Here is a 14,544-nt window from a genome sequence, read left to right as displayed (position 1 = left end):
ATGTTATCGGCCATTACTGAAAAGCATGGCCAAGCTATGAATCAATACTGGCAGGAGACCTTTGGATATGGCATCAACAACCTCACACAAGGCGAAGCGGGACACCTCCGATCTGCCGCGTCTGTTGACGCAATCAGAAAGCGAATCGCTATTGCAAGACATGAAGGAATCCAGCGCCTGGGCTCGATCCGAACTCAAGCGCCGGCGCGAGGCCCGCAGGCAGGGCAAGGCGGCGGCACTGTAGATCAGGCTGCCAACTCTCTGCTTGAGGCGGCGGAATCCCTTGAGCAGCAGCAACACTCCTTGCTGGATTCTGCGCCCATCGAGCAGACCTACCAGGAAACCCTCGTCGCCTATGTGCAATCCAAGCATGATCAGGTTGAGCGCATTGAGGTCCGATTGGAAGCCCTTGTGGATCGCCAGCAGGCCCGCTTGCAGCAGATGCGATTACGCTCCCCAGGCTTTCTTTCCCTTCCCTCCACCAAGCGCGCCTGGCAGACCCGGCAGGCCCAATGCCGAGCGCGGCTTCAGGTGCTGCATCATCGCCTGGATGCAGTGCGTGAAATCAAGGACGGTATGGGCCTTCACTCCCCAAAGGTCGAAGAATTGGCTACTCGAAAAATGCGGGCTGAGAACCCGGAACTCGCTTCCGATTGGGATGCCATGCGCCTTGCGGTGCGCCAGCATGAGGCGTTCGTGAAAAAACAGACCCAGGAGCAGAAACAGGCTCAATCACGAGGACAGAGCCTGTCTCAGGGCCTCTCACGTCCTAAATAGACGACAGCAAGGCCAAGCCGGCCGCGATCAGCGCCGTGACCGCAGCCGCGATATTCATTGCGGCTACCTGCCTGGATTGTTTCTCCATGCGCCTAATTACCGGCTCAACCCCCACCCGCACCTGTTCGGCCGCTGCCTGGGCACCATCTTCCATGCCCTTGACCATGGCGTTCTTGCTGGCCGCCAGGGCTACATTCAACACTCTTTCCGCACGGGCCTTCGCGTCCTCGCTCCACCGATGCGCAAGCGCCTCCAGCTCCTCCTTGAAGCGATCGATCAACTCTTCCTGCGCCTGCGCACTGTCCTTCATCAGACGGTCATTGATCGTCTGAAGGATCAGGATCGGATCGTCGCGGCTCACGGCTATGCCGTGTTTTGCCGCGATCTCCTTTATCGTCTCCTCAATCTTGTCGGTCATTACATCACCGCTGCATTTTCCAGCGCGTCGAACAATTGCGACTTCACCAACTTGAGGCGCTGCCGGGTCATGATCGTTTTGGTCTTATCCTCCAGGGTCTCTTCAAACGTCTGGCGATCCTGGAGCATTTCGGCGAAGTCCCGCCCGTAAGTCTCCTCCTTGAGGTCTGGTATCGTCACAATGGCCGTCACGCGATCCTTGTTGCTCGTGTACGCCTTCATCTGCTCGAATCGCTTCCCTTCGTGTTCTATCGGCCCCCAATAGGGGTTGAGCCAAACCACGAAGATCGATTCATCCGGAAACTGGCTGGCGAGCTGCGCGAAGCCACTGACTGTATCCAGCAGCGCCTGGCCACCCGTGATGACCGTATGAACCACCAGCTCGTGCCCCATCTCCTGGAGCAGCGCCGGCACCTGGTTCGAGATCAGATAGTGTGAGAGGGGAACGAACGAGCTGGCGCCGTTATCGATGATCACGTCGCTCTCAGCCGTGGCGATGATCTCGACCAGGGCATCAAAGTTCCTGGTGTTTATCTCGTCGCCCTCCATGATGTTCAGCCGGCGTACATCGAGGGCCTTGTACCCCTCGAACGTTGCGTTCACCGGATCGGTGTCGATGCAGACGGGCTCCTGCCCGATGCTCTTCTTGTATTGTGCAACGATGGCCGCGATAGCTGATTTCCCTACGCCGCCTTTTCCTTGCAGAATTATGTGTACCTTCGCCATCAGATTAAGTCCTCTTTCTTGGGTGTTGCATCAAATGTGAAGCCCTCCTTCTTGGTTGGCTTCGTGTCCTTTTCCCGGCCGACTGCGGCCTTCGTTGGGTTGTCTGGTGTCACCTTGGCCGATTCTGGCCCTTCCTCTCTTTTCGCCTCCTTTATGTGCTTACGCACATGCTTCAGGAAGGTTTCGTACCGATAGGGGATCTTCCCGATCTCGTGCAAATGCGCCCAGATCGTTTTCTGGGCGTAGCCTGCCTCGATGGCCGCCTTTACATCCTCGCGGACGGCCATGAAAGCGACTGCGGCCAAGTCCTGCCTTGGCCTTTTCTCCTTCCGCTTCTTCACCCATTCGGCCAGCTCTTCAGTGTACGTTTTAGCCATATCGTTCGATCCATAGTCTATTCCTCATATCGCTAATTTGGCACTACAGTGCAATCCATTAAATCGCTGTTACCGCGCTATTTCTGCGCTTCTCTGGTGCCACTATTGCTCATTATAGGCCGGTTTTTGCGTGTTTCGCTATATCGGTGGTGCTTGTTGCGCGAAAAATACGCAGTTACAGCGGATTTATCGAATATTGTGGTGTACACTTTTCGTGGTGTAATGAACGCCGTAAGGCGGGCAGGATGGGCGAAGTTAGCTAATTGGCAAGCCGATCACCTATCTTCGCTGTACCTTATTCGCACCGGGGTGCTCAACGGACATCCTGCTCTGCGAGGCCGGCCGGCTACCGCCGGCTTTTGAAAGGAGGTTGAACTCTGAAAAAGAGAACGATGGACCCATGGTCAACGCCCAAGTTGAGGTCAACCGGGCTGTCCACGCGATGTGTATGTTTCATGATCCATCTTTCAGCGATGACTATGCCGTGGACGATGTAGAGCGCCACGCCACCTTCGCCGTGCGCCATCTCCATGAGGTATTGAGTCCCATGTACCAGCGCACTGGCCTTGTCCAGGTGCGGGCTGTTCTGCCTGCGCAAAAGGCATTCATGGTACGCCGCTGGGAACAGACTGCCTCCGCAGTAGGGGAGGTCGGCAATGGGTGATGCCAAGGAGAAAAGAAGACACCACTTGCGTGTCCCTGTTCTCCAGGAGGAGCGGCAAGTCATTGAACGCCAGGCGAAGCAGGCCGGCATGAGCGTCGCCCGCTACCTGCGCGAAGTAGGCCAGGGTTATCAAATCAACGGCATCGTCGATTATGAGCAAGTGCGGGAACTGGCCCGCATCAACGGCGACCTGGGCCGCCTTGGCGGACTTCTGAAGCTTTGGCTCACCAATGATGAGCGAACCGCTCAATTTGGTGAATCCACGATACACGCCGTGCTCGACCGAATCCTTGATACCCAGGATGAAATGAGCAAGGTCATGCTTTCCATCGTAATGCCGCGAGCTGACCATGACAGTTTTAGCGGCTAAAACCGGGTCGCCAGTTCGATGATCGCCAGGCACGTCCCCATGCGGCCACTCGGCAAATCCGACTTTGCCGGTCTGGTGCGCTATATCTCCGATAAGCAGGACAAGACAGAACGCCTTGGCATCGTTCAGGCCACGAACTGCCAAGCCGATAGCATGCCCGCCGTGATCGCCGAGGTCCTGGCTACGCAGCGGCTCAATACCCGAGCCGAAGGCGACAAGACCTTCCACCTCCTTGTCAGCTTTCGACCAGGTGAAAAGCCAGCGGCCGATGTTCTGAAGGCTATTGAAGAACGTATTTGCGCCGGCTTGGGGTATGGCGATCATCAGCGCGTCAGTGCCGTACACCACGACACCGACAATCTGCACATCCATATCGCCATCAACAAGATCCACCCGACCCGTAACACGATGCACGATCCTTTCCAGTCCTACCGGACGCTGGGTGAGCTTTGCCAAGTGTTGGAACGTGACTACGGCTTGGAAGTAGACAACCACCAGAGCAGGCGCAAGATTGCCGAAGGTCGGGCGGCGGACATGGAGCAACACACCGGCATTGAAAGCCTCGTTGGCTGGATCAGGCGCGAATGTCTGGACGACATCAAAGGCGCGCAGTCCTGGTCAGAGCTGCACCAGGTCATGCGCGAAAACGGCCTTGAACTGCGGCAGCGCGCGAACGGGTTTGTGATCGGGGCCGGCGACGGCACGATGGTCAAGGCGAGCACCGTGGCCCGCGACCTGTCCGGGCCGAAGCTGGAAGCCCGGCTTGGCGCATTCGAGCCGAGCGCCGAGCAGGCTGTGCGGGTGAAGGCCCGCAGGGAATACAGGAAGCGACCGGTGCGCTCGCGGGTCAACACGGTGGAGCTGTACGCCAGGTATCAGGAAGAACAAGGCATGCTGACGGCCGCCAGAGGCGAGGCGTGGGAGAAGGCGAGGGGGCGCAAAGACAGGCAGATCGAGGCCGCCAAACGCGCGAACAAACGCCGCCGTTCCGCCATCAAACTGATGGGGGGTACCCGTTTCGCCAGGAAGCTGTTGTATGCCCAGGCGCACAAAGCGCTTCGTGCAGAAATCCAGTCGATCAACAGGCAGTACCGCAAAGAGCGCGCCGCTCTCTACGAGCGCCATAAACGCCAGACCTGGGTCGACTGGCTGAAGCAACAGGCCCTGAATGGCGATGGTCAGGCGCTCGTGGCGCTTCGCGCCCGTGAAGCGGCCCAGGGCCTCAAGGGCGACACCATCAAGGGCGAAGGCGATGTTCTTGCCGGTCATACGCCTGTGACCGACAACATCACCAGGAAAGGCACAATTATTTTCCGCGCCGGCGCGACGGCGGTTCGTGACGACGGCGAAAAGCTTCAGGTGCGCCAGGCGACCGGCCAGGCGGTAGAAGATGCATTACGAATGGCTGTGGCCCGCTACGGCAACCGCATCACTGTCACAGGTACAGCAGCGTTCAAGGCCCAGGCCATCCTTTCGGCTGTTTCCGCTGAGCTTCCCATCACCTTTTCCGATCCGGGCCTTGAGCGCCGGCGACAAACGTTATTAAGCAGCTGCCAGGAGAAACAACATGACCGATCAGAACGATCACGATCCGTCCGAGGACGAACTGATCGATGCGGCGCTGGCCGTTCTCGACCAGGAGCCGCTTCCAACAAGCGCTCTTCCGGAGCCTGGCGAACCACCAACGGCGGTTCACCAGGCGTCGGAGCAGGGGCCAGCGCAGGCGTTCAGGCCACCATCGCCAAGCCCGACATTGGACGCATTGGACAAGTCCCGCCGCCCCAGGGACGAAACCGTTTGCGAACGCTGTCCGGCCTCGGTGTGGTTCGCATCTCCGGAGGAGGTGACGTGTTACTGCCGTGTGATGTACCTCGTGGTATGGAGCAGCCAGGAGCCAAACCAGATACTGCACTGCGACGGGGAGTTTCTGGGCCAGGAGCAAGAGTAACTGCCGAGCATCGCGCCGCAGTCGCCTCCTACATATCGGAACGCGAGTCCAAGCGCCTTAAAGGATTCGATATACCGAAGCATTTCCGATATAATGGAGAACCCGGCGAGTTTTCGCATGCTGGTATCAGGACCGTTGACGGCCAGGTGCTCGCGCTGCTCAAACGTGACGATCAGGTTTTTGTTCTGCCTATAGAGGGTGCGACAGCAAAACGCCTAAAAAGGGCAAAGATCGGAGATCCCGTCACCGTGGACGGGAAAGGGTTCGTTAAAAGGAAACCAAAAGGTAGATTTCGATGAGATCAAAGCACGACGCTGCTGTCGGCCCCCAGGTCAGGGAGAGAAAGCCCGCAGCCCGAAATAAATTCATTCCGATGCTGGGCATCATCTCCTTTGTGGCCGGCCTCCAGGCTGCGACACAGACATTCGCTCATATCTTCAATTACCCGCCCGTTCTCGGCGGTCATTTCATGCACATCTATGCGCCCTGGGATATTTTCGTCTGGTCTGCCCGCTGGTGGGGGCAGTACCCGACCGAAATCATGCAGGCTGCCAGCATCGGGGTCTTCGTCACTGCCGGAGGTCTCCTCGTCGTCGCGGTCATGAAGATCGTTGCACGGAACTCATCGAAACCCCATCGATATTCACACGGTTCCGCCAGGTGGGCCGATAAGAAAGACATCCAGGACGCAGGCCTGTTGCCGCGTTCCAAAAGCCTTTTTGGTTCCGAAAAGCACAACGATTCATCGTCCTCCGGAGTCTGCGTCGGGGGGTGGGAAGACAAGGATGGCACTTTTCATTACCTGCGCCATAGCGGGCCCGAGCATGTCCTGACCTATGCACCGACACGCAGCGGCAAGGGCGTTGGCCTGGTTGTCCCGACCCTCCTGTCGTGGGCGCATAGCTGTGTCATCACCGACCTCAAGGGCGAGCTGTGGGCGCTGACGGCCGGCTGGCGCAAAAAACACGCTCGCAACAGGGTGCTTCGATTCGAGCCCGCCGCGCTGAACGGCGGCATCCGGTGGAACCCCCTGGAGGAAATCCGGATCGGTACTGAGTACGAGGTCGGTGACGTGCAGAACCTCGCCACTGTGATTGTTGATCCTGACGGAAAGGGTCTGGAGTCCCATTGGCAAAAGACCGCCTGGGCGCTCCTCGTTGGCGTGATGCTTCATGTGCTTTACAAATCACAGCAGGAAGGCACCCCGGCTACGCTGCCTGCGGTCGATGCCATCCTCTCCGATCCCGACCGCGATATTGCCGAACTTTGGATGGAGATGATCACCTTTTCGCATATCAATGGCGAGGTTCATCCCGTCATCGGGGCCGCTGCCCGTGACATGCTGGATCGCCCCGAAGAAGAGGCCGGCTCTGTCCTCTCAACGGCGAAATCCTATCTCTCGCTCTACCGTGACCCCGTTGTTGCACGGAACATCAGCCAATGCCAGTTCCACATCAAAGACCTGATGAACAACAATGACCCGGTAAGCCTTTATATCATTACCCAGCCCAATGATAAGGCCAGGCTGCGCCCGTTGGTCAGGGTTTTTCTGAACATGATGATCCGGCTGCTTGCCGACAGGATGGACTTTGAAGATGGGCGCCCCGTTGCGCACTACAAACACCGGCTGCTTGCCATGCTCGATGAGTTTCCCAGCATCGGTAAGCTTGAGGTTCTTCAGGAATCCCTCGCGTTCCTCGCCGGCTACGGTATCAGGTTCTACCTGATCTGCCAGGACCTCAACCAGCTCAAGTCCCGCGAGACGGGCTACGGCCCTGACGAGACAGTCACCTCCAACTGCCACGTCCAGAACGCCTATCCGCCTAACCGCATCGAAACCGCCGAGCACCTCTCCCGGCTCACAGGTCAAACCACGGTCTTAAAAGAGCGCATCACTACCAGCGGCCGGCGTATATCGATGATGCACAGCAATGTCTCCACGACCTTCGATGATCACCAACGGCCGTTGCTCACGCCAGACGAATGTCTGCGGATGCCTGGACCCTTGAAGAACGCCGACGGCCTCATTACAGCGCCGGGCGACATGGTTATCTATGTCGCCGGTTACCCCGCAATCTACGGTCGCCAGCCCCTGTACTTCAATGACCCCGTTTTCCAGGCTCGCGCATCGATTCCCGCACCGAAGGTCACGGATGTACTTGTCAGGGGTTACGATCCTGAGCACGCGGAGATCGTCCTATGACTCGCGTTATCAAATACGCGACCTGGACAGCCGCTGTCTGCCTGGTGTTGGCCGGCATTGCCGGGTCGACAGGCATCCGTATCAATACCACCGTCAGTATTCCCCGGGGCATCTACATCACTTCAGGCGAGCCGGTGGAAACCGGCGCTTATGTGATCTTTTGCCCACCGGACAACGCGCTATTCGCCGAGGCCCGCACTCGTGGCTATATCGGTGCGGGCTACTGCCCAGGCAATTACGGCTACATCATGAAGAAAGTTTTAGCGGCTAAAAATGATGTCGTCTCTGTGACCGATCAGGGGGTCCTCGTGAACGGTCACGAAGTACCTTTAAGCAGGCCCTTACTGGCCGATGGCGCGAACCGCCCGATGCCTCATTATCGAATCGCCGGCTACGCCCTTGCTGACCGACAGTTGCTACTGATGTCTGATGTCACCGGCCTGTCCTTCGATGGCCGCTACTTCGGCCCCGTAGACATCGGACACATCAAATCCGTTATTCATCCCGTTATCACATGGTAGAGGAGGGACCCTATGCGACTCTTTATTGCTGAAAAACCGTCTGTCGCAAAAGCAATAGCCAGCGAGCTGGGCGCGACCGGCAAGGGCGACGGTTACATTCAATGCGGTGACGATAAGATCACCTGGTGTTTCGGGCACATGCTCGAACAGGCCGGTCCGGACGAGTACACCCCAGATGACGTTCCGGTCAATGGCTCCGGCCGCAAGATATGGCGTGTCGATGAACTCCCCATCATCCCCGATTCATGGATGCTGCGCCCGAAGCCGGCCGCGAAAAAACAGCTTTCGCTGATCGGCAAGCTGATCAAGAGCGCGGACGAAATTGTCAATGCCGGCGATCCAGACCGCGAGGGTCAGCTGTTGGTTGACGAGGTGCTGGAGCACTTTGGCAATAACAAGCCGGTTCGTCGATTCTGGGTCTCATCCCAGGATTCAGTCACCGTTCGTCGCGGGTTATCCGCACTCAAGGACAATCGCGAGTATGCCGGCTGGGCCGACGCGGCCCGAGGCCGTGGCCGTGCCGACTGGCTGATCGGCATGAACCTCAGTCGTGCTTTCACCCTACGGGCGCAGCGTGGCGGCTCCAGGGCATTGCTTACCGTGGGACGGGTGCAAACCCCTACGCTTGCTCTTGTCGTCGCCAGGGACCGCGAAATCGAGGCATTCAAGCCGGTTCCTTATCACACGATCCGCGCTGAAATCGCGCACGCCGGTGGCAGCTTTCCCGCAGCCTGGAAGGCGAAGGAAGATCAGGCCGGCCTCGATGCCGAAGGCCGCCTTGTCGATACGGCCGTGGCGGACGCCCTAGTGGCCGCTGTCACCGGCCAGGCCGGCAACGTGGCCGAGTACAAGCAGGAAGCCAAGAAGAAAAACCAACCGCTGGCTTTCGCACTGTCGGACATCACCGCGCTTGCTTCCAGCAAGTTCGGATACAGCGCCGAGGACGTGCTGAACACCTGCCAGGCGCTCTACGAGACGCACAAGCTGACTTCCTACCCGCGTACCGACTGCGCCTACCTGCCGGAGTCGCAGCACGCCGACGCGCCGCAGGTGCTCGATGCCATCAAACACGTCAACCCGGCGCTGGCCGGCATCGTGGACGGCGCAGACACCGGCATCAAGTCACGCACCTGGAACGACTCGAAGATCACCGCGCACCACGGAATCATCCCTACCATGCACAAAGGCAGCGCGGCGGGCCTCAGTGACATGGAACGCAAGATTTACGACCTGATCGTGAGGGCCTACCTGGCGCAGTTCTACCCGCTGCACGAGTACATGAGCACCACGGTCGGCATCGAGGTTGCCGGCGAAACCTTCGCCGCGAGGGGCAAGGTTGTCACGCTCAACGGCTGGCGTGACCTGTTCCAGGACAACGACGAAGACAGCGATAAGGACCAGGACGAAGGCGGCGACCAGGCGTTGCCAGCGATGGCCCAGGGCGATGATGTGACCTGCAAGCAGGCCACTCGGAAGGACGCCAAGACGAAAGCCCCTTCACGTTTCACCGAGGGCACGCTGATCCGCGCAATGGAGAACATCCACAAGTACGTCACCGAGCCGGAGCACAAGAAAATGCTGCGCGACGGTGACGGTATCGGCACATCTGCAACCCGCGCTTCGATCATTTCCGAATTGAAGCGCCGTGAGTTTCTGGAAACCAAGGGTAAGCAGATCATCAGCACTATCCTGGGCCGCAGCATGATCGACGTGCTGCCTGAAGTCGTGAAAAGCCCGGTACTGACCGCGTTGTACGAACGCATGTTAAAGAGCGTCGAACAGGGTACAGCCGAGCTTGATGCCTTCATTGCTAAACAGGAGGCATTTATTCGGGACCAGGTGGCCAAGGCCAATGATGGTTCTGTCGCCGTTGCTGGTGGTAAAGAAGCGGCCCCGGTTTCCACCAAATACAAATGTATGTCCTGCGGTGCCGGCCTCTCCCGGCGGCCGAGCCGCAAGAAAGGTCAATTCTGGTGGGGATGCAGCAATTTCCCTACCTGCGCACAGACCTATCCAGACGTTAAAGGAAGGCCCAATTACAGCAAGGGCCGCAATGTTCAAAAAACTCAGTAAAGGGGACTGTTCATATGAACGCTGAAGATCGAAAGAACGACTCGATTTCTTCCAAACTCACCGACGCCATGACGCCAGGCTATCAGGCCGAATTCGATCCGGAAGAAGCGGAACGCGCCGGCGCATTTGTCGAGGACGCCATTTCTGAGCAGGACGCCTCAGAGAGCGGCGCCGATCTGATCGACGCGACTGTTCCGGAGGCGTAAGTCATGGCTGCCAGGAAACCATCGAAAAAGCCCTTCCACGAATCCGTTGCTGAGCGACTGATTCAGCAGCTCAAGGAGGGTACCGCTCCATGGCAACGGCCGTGGATACCCGGCGAAGGCTCTATGCCCATGAATCCGACGACCGGGAAACGCTACAAAGGTATCAACGCCATTTTTCTTCTTGCGCAAGGTCGCGGCGATCCCAGGTGGATGACCTATAAGCAGGCGGCGGCTGCCGGCGCACAGGTCCGTAAGGGGGAAAAAGGCACGCCCGTTCAGTATTGGAAATTTACGGAGCAACAAACGAAGCTCGATGACAACGGCAAGCCTGTTCTCGACAACGACGGGCATCCCGTCAAGGTCTCCGTGGCGCTTGAGCGTCCTCGCGTTTTCTTTGCGACCGTATTCAATGGCGAGCAGATTGATGGGCTACCGGCCCTTGCGCGCAAACCTGTTCAATGGGATGCCCACGAGCGTGCTGAACACATCCTTAGCGCGTCTGGCGCTACCATCCGGCACGCCGAAGGCAACCGTGCCTTCTACCGTCCGGCTACCGACAGCATTCACCTTCCGGATAAGGGGCAATTCCCCACATCCGATAACTACTACGCTACAGCGCTTCATGAGCTTGGCCACTGGACGGGCCACCCTTCGCGCCTGGACCGCGACCTGGCCCACCCCTTCGGCTCCGAGGGATACGCCAGGGAGGAGCTGCGGGCGGAGATCGCGTCGATGCTCGTTGGCGAAGCGTTGCGTATTGGCCATGATCCCGGCCAGCACGCCGCCTACGTCCAGTCTTGGATCAAGGTCCTGGAAGACGATCCGATGGAAATCTTCCGAGCCTCGGCCGACGCGGAGAAAATGCATGAATTTGTTCTCGCATTCGAGCAAAAGCAAGTCCAGAAACACGATCAGCAGCAGGAGGCCTCCGTGCATAACATCCCCTCCACCGAATCCGATACATTGAGAGCCGAAGCGTGGACGCTTCACCACGTCCAGAATGCAACCCTGGATAACGCGCTTCAAACCGCATCCCTCGAACAGATCGACCGTGTTATTGACACCATCGATCGGATGCAGCCACTCAATACAGAAAATGCCTTTTGGTCAAATCACGGGCTGCCTCAGGACATCGGGGCGCTGGATGCCAAGATCGACGCGGCGGCCGATTATTTGATCGAAACACGTCGGCCTGACGCTGTTCTATCGGTGGCCTTTCTTAACCTGAAGAACGGTGACGCTGATTCCTATGAAAACGATAGGGAGACGTTCCGCCTGGCGTCCGAGAATTCGCTTGGCTTTGCGCTCCCTGAAAACTGGACCGGACAAATACATATCGCTGGCGTAATCCGCGAAAACGGGGCGCTGCGCGAGGCCAACCTGGTCGAAGAGACCCCGGACGCCTACCAACTGTACGCACGTAAGCATACCGGACCCGATGCCGCTACCTACTTAACGACAGTTGATGACCTTATTCTGGCGAACAACCTTGCTGACCGGCTGGCCGTCATCCATGCCCATGCCGAAACGAACCCTTACGAAAAAACCGCCCGGCTTGCCCGATTGAATGAGGCGTGTGTCCAACGCGATCCCAACAGCACCGATGAAGACCTTTCTGCCGCAAAAGAGACCCGCAAAGCAGCGGAGGTGGCTGCGATGCTTAATGACGGGGAACTTCAGCGTGCGATTGCGGCGCATGAGCAGCAACAGAACACCGCTGACCTTGCCGCGCCCCAAGGGCCGGTGCGTACCTATATCAATGTGCCTTATCGTGAGAAGGATGAGGCCAGGTCACTCGGTGCCCGCTGGGATCGTCAGAAGCAGTCGTGGTATGTCCCGCCAGGCGTGAATAACGACCTCTTCTCGAAATGGACTCAGCAGGCCAGCCAGAGCGCCGCTCAACGGCGCTTGTATCTCGCCGTACCCTATGGCGAGCGCGGGGCCGCCAAGGCGGCCGGTGCGAAATGGGACAAAGCGGCCAAGAGCTGGTACGCCGGTCCAGGTGCTGACATGGATAAGCTGCAACGCTGGCTGCCTGAAAACGTCCAGGACCAACAAAGTCCTGCGATGACACCCAGAGAGGAGTTCGCGGAGGCGCTGACTTCTCTGGGTTGTGTGCTGACCGGCGATCATCCGATGATGGACGGCCAGAAACACCGGATCGGCGTCGAGGGCGACAGGAAGGGCGAACAGGCCGGTTTCTACGTTGGCCACCTGGACGGCCACCCTGCCGGCTACATCAAGAACAACCGTACCGGCATCGATATGAAATGGAAATCGAAAGGCTATTCTCTCGATTCCCAGGAGAAGGCCAAGCTGCAAGCTGAAGCGGCGGTTAAGCTGGCCGCCCGCCAGGCCGAGCGGGACCGACAGCAAGAGGCCACTGCCCAGCGTGTGACACTTCAGATGGATAACCTGGTGCCGGTGTCAGTACCGACCCCGTACATGCTGGCGAAGGGCATCCAACCCCACGCCGGCGCAATGACAGACGCGGAAGGTCAAAAGACCTACATCCCCGCCACCGACGCCGACGGTAAGCAATGGACTATGCAGTACATCCAGGAGGACGGTACCAAGCGTTTCGCCAAGGACAGCCGCAAGGAGGGCTGTTTTCACGCCGTTGGCGGCATCGAGGCGATTGCCGCCGCTCCCGCCCTCGTCATTTCTGAAGGCTATGCCACGGCCGCCACACTCGCCGAAGCGTTAGGCCACGGTACCATAGCCGCCTTCGACTCTGGCAACCTGCCCGCAGTTGCCCGGGCGCTACACGGGAAGTTTCCGGATAAGCCTGTCGTGATCGCCGGCGACGATGACCGGCACCTGGAGGTAACCCAGGGCATCAATCCCGGCAGGGTCAAAGCCCTGGAGGCAGCGAAAGCGGCAGGCGGCAAAGCCATCTTCCCGGTATTCGCTCCTGGAGAAGCCGCCTATCCCGCTTCGCTCGATCCCATTACGCCAAAGCGCTACCGCGATCATCAGCGTGTCTCAAAGACCCTTGAAGACCAGCCGGCGCTATCGGCATCCGCAAAGGAAGCGCTTCGTTTGTCCCTGATCGGTGCCGATCAACTGGCCGCTCTAGACAAGATGAAGCAGCATACTGACTTCAACGACCTGGCCACCCGTAGCGAACTCGGGCAAGCGGGCGTCGTTCGCCAGGTATCCACGTCAGTGGCTCAGGTGATCGATACCGCGCCCCGCACGTTCACCTTCGACTCACTCAGCCCCGATAATCAAGAGCGAGCCAAGGCACGCTTCATGAATGCTGGAGAGAAGGACGGTTATCGTTACGCGCTGGGTAGAGACGGTCAGGTGCTGAGCCGTCGTAAAGAGGCGCCGTTGAAACGGTCACAGCAGCAGGATGCCCAGCAGCGCCGGTCGGCCAGGATATAGCGCCATGGAGGATCTTGAAAAAACTGGCCGAACAACTCGATGATCTTTGCCCGGCCCCTCCAGGGGCCAACGTCATTGCCTGGTTACGGTCTACAGTTGCTGAAGCCAGGGCTCAGCAGCTTGATGAGCTGACTACAACGCGGTTCATCGACGAATTTTCCTTTGTCGAAAAGTTCACGCAACTTCACGTATCCGCATTTCGATGTGAAGGCCGGCCGCTGCCGACATGTTCACCAGCGCATCAAGACCGAATAAGTTGATCTTGCCGCGCATCAGGTCGGAGACACGCGGCTGGGTCACACCGAAGAGCTTGGCGGCTTGCGCCTGGCTCATACCAGTGTGGGTAATGTGATTCTTGAGCGCCGCCATCAGGGCGGAACGCAGCTTCATGTTTTCCGCTTCTTCCGGGGTGTCCTCAATGGCATCCCAGACGCTGGTGAATCGTTGGTTGCTCATTAACCTAGCTCCTTCAATAAGTCACGGTAACGCTTCGAGGCCAAATCCAAATCGGGCTTGCTGGTCTTCTCGGTCTTCTTCTGGAAGCAGTGAAGCACATAGACGGCATCAGCGAATTTGGCAACGTAGATGACCCGGAACGCCCCGACTGCATCCCGAATCCGAATTTCCTTCGTGCCTTGACCAACGGTCTTCATTGGCTTCCAGTTGTCTGGCTCCTGGCCGTTCTGAACCTGATCGAGCTGATGGCCAGCCTCGCGCCTGGCCGGGAGTGGAAAGGCACGAAGGTCATCAAGAGAACTGCCCCGAAACTCAACGGGCTTGGGATCGGTCATGTCTGAAATATACAATATTTTGTATCGCTTGGGTAGTCACTATGGATAGTCAGATGACGCCGGGTCATTTTAAACCCGTAC

13 protein-coding genes and 1 pseudogene are annotated in these 14,544 nt (G+C 58.3%); 9 read left to right on the top strand and 5 right to left on the bottom strand.

What is annotated here, in order from left to right:
* Positions 1 to 777, top strand: a 777-nt coding sequence (locus ACOCD2_RS04255; protein WP_419582192.1) for an IncP plasmid survival protein KfrC family protein, incomplete at its 5' end; no start/stop codon positions are given.
* Here the strand turns inward: ACOCD2_RS04255 and ACOCD2_RS04250 are convergent.
* The 3 genes from ACOCD2_RS04250 to ACOCD2_RS04240 are packed head-to-tail and all read right to left on the bottom strand — an operon-like array spanning position 770 to position 2,297.
* Positions 770 to 1,195: a conjugal transfer protein TraM gene (locus ACOCD2_RS04250; RefSeq protein WP_293645165.1), complete on the bottom strand. Its 426-nt coding sequence runs from the start codon at positions 1,193 to 1,195 to the stop codon at positions 770 to 772. The two genes, ACOCD2_RS04255 and ACOCD2_RS04250, sit on opposite strands and share 8 nt — an antisense overlap.
* The gene (locus ACOCD2_RS04245) at positions 1,195 to 1,920 is read right to left on the bottom strand and encodes a conjugal transfer protein TraL (protein ID WP_293652387.1); all 726 of its coding nucleotides are present in this window, start codon (positions 1,918 to 1,920) and stop codon (positions 1,195 to 1,197) included. Before ACOCD2_RS04245 ends, ACOCD2_RS04250 begins: the two co-directional genes overlap by 1 nt.
* Positions 1,920 to 2,297, bottom strand: a complete 378-nt coding sequence (locus ACOCD2_RS04240; protein WP_293645169.1) for a TraK family protein — start codon at positions 2,295 to 2,297, stop codon at positions 1,920 to 1,922. Before ACOCD2_RS04240 ends, ACOCD2_RS04245 begins: the two co-directional genes overlap by 1 nt.
* Positions 2,298 to 2,745: 448 nt before the next feature.
* Between ACOCD2_RS04240 and ACOCD2_RS04235 the strand changes: the two genes are divergently transcribed.
* The 8 genes and pseudogenes from ACOCD2_RS04235 (at position 2,746) to ACOCD2_RS04200 (ending at position 13,672) form a co-directional block, all read left to right on the top strand.
* Complete coding sequence (locus ACOCD2_RS04235; protein WP_293645171.1) at positions 2,746 to 2,961, top strand: hypothetical protein; 216 nt, start codon at positions 2,746 to 2,748, stop codon at positions 2,959 to 2,961.
* Positions 2,954 to 3,331 carry a conjugal transfer transcriptional regulator TraJ gene (traJ, locus tag ACOCD2_RS04230; RefSeq protein WP_293645173.1) on the top strand — a complete coding sequence of 126 codons (378 nt, stop codon included), beginning with the start codon at positions 2,954 to 2,956 and terminating at the stop codon, positions 3,329 to 3,331. Before ACOCD2_RS04235 ends, traJ begins: the two co-directional genes overlap by 8 nt.
* Positions 3,332 to 3,349: 18 nt before the next feature.
* Positions 3,350 to 5,578 carry a TraI/MobA(P) family conjugative relaxase gene (gene traI / locus ACOCD2_RS04225; protein WP_293679591.1) on the top strand — a complete coding sequence of 743 codons (2,229 nt, stop codon included), beginning with the start codon at positions 3,350 to 3,352 and terminating at the stop codon, positions 5,576 to 5,578.
* The gene (locus ACOCD2_RS04220) at positions 5,575 to 7,482 is read left to right on the top strand and encodes a type IV secretory system conjugative DNA transfer family protein (protein WP_293652390.1); all 1,908 of its coding nucleotides are present in this window, start codon (positions 5,575 to 5,577) and stop codon (positions 7,480 to 7,482) included. The genes traI and ACOCD2_RS04220 overlap by 4 nt, the downstream gene beginning before the upstream one ends.
* Positions 7,479 to 8,003: a conjugative transfer signal peptidase TraF gene (traF, locus tag ACOCD2_RS04215; RefSeq protein ID WP_293645179.1), complete on the top strand. Its 525-nt coding sequence runs from the start codon at positions 7,479 to 7,481 to the stop codon at positions 8,001 to 8,003. The genes ACOCD2_RS04220 and traF overlap by 4 nt, the downstream gene beginning before the upstream one ends.
* Before the next feature lie 12 nt (positions 8,004 to 8,015).
* A complete protein-coding gene (locus ACOCD2_RS04210; protein WP_293645181.1) occupies positions 8,016 to 10,076 on the top strand; it encodes a DNA topoisomerase III in 2,061 nt (686 codons plus the stop codon).
* A 53-nt stretch (positions 10,077 to 10,129) separates the two neighbouring features.
* Positions 10,130 to 10,261 (top strand): annotated as a pseudogene (locus ACOCD2_RS04205) (conjugal transfer protein TraD); the annotation flags it as partial.
* A gap of 24 nt (positions 10,262 to 10,285) precedes the next feature.
* A complete protein-coding gene (locus ACOCD2_RS04200) occupies positions 10,286 to 13,672 on the top strand; it encodes a zincin-like metallopeptidase domain-containing protein (protein ID WP_293645185.1) in 3,387 nt (1,128 codons plus the stop codon).
* A 174-nt stretch (positions 13,673 to 13,846) separates the two neighbouring features.
* Here the strand turns inward: ACOCD2_RS04200 and ACOCD2_RS04195 are convergent, their stop codons facing one another.
* Together ACOCD2_RS04195 and ACOCD2_RS04190 are read right to left on the bottom strand one after the other, a co-directional pair.
* A complete protein-coding gene (locus tag ACOCD2_RS04195; protein ID WP_293645187.1) occupies positions 13,847 to 14,128 on the bottom strand; it encodes a helix-turn-helix domain-containing protein in 282 nt (93 codons plus the stop codon).
* A complete protein-coding gene (locus ACOCD2_RS04190) occupies positions 14,128 to 14,463 on the bottom strand; it encodes a type II toxin-antitoxin system RelE/ParE family toxin (protein WP_293652391.1) in 336 nt (111 codons plus the stop codon). The genes ACOCD2_RS04195 and ACOCD2_RS04190 overlap by 1 nt, the downstream gene beginning before the upstream one ends.
* Positions 14,464 to 14,544: the final 81 nt, after the last annotated feature.

Source organism: Thiolapillus sp. (assembly GCF_048562965.1).
GTDB lineage: Bacteria > Pseudomonadota > Gammaproteobacteria > Chromatiales > Chromatiaceae > Thiolapillus > Thiolapillus brandeum_A.
Note: the sequence above shows the minus strand (reverse complement) of the source record. Positions and strands in the feature narration are given on the sequence as shown.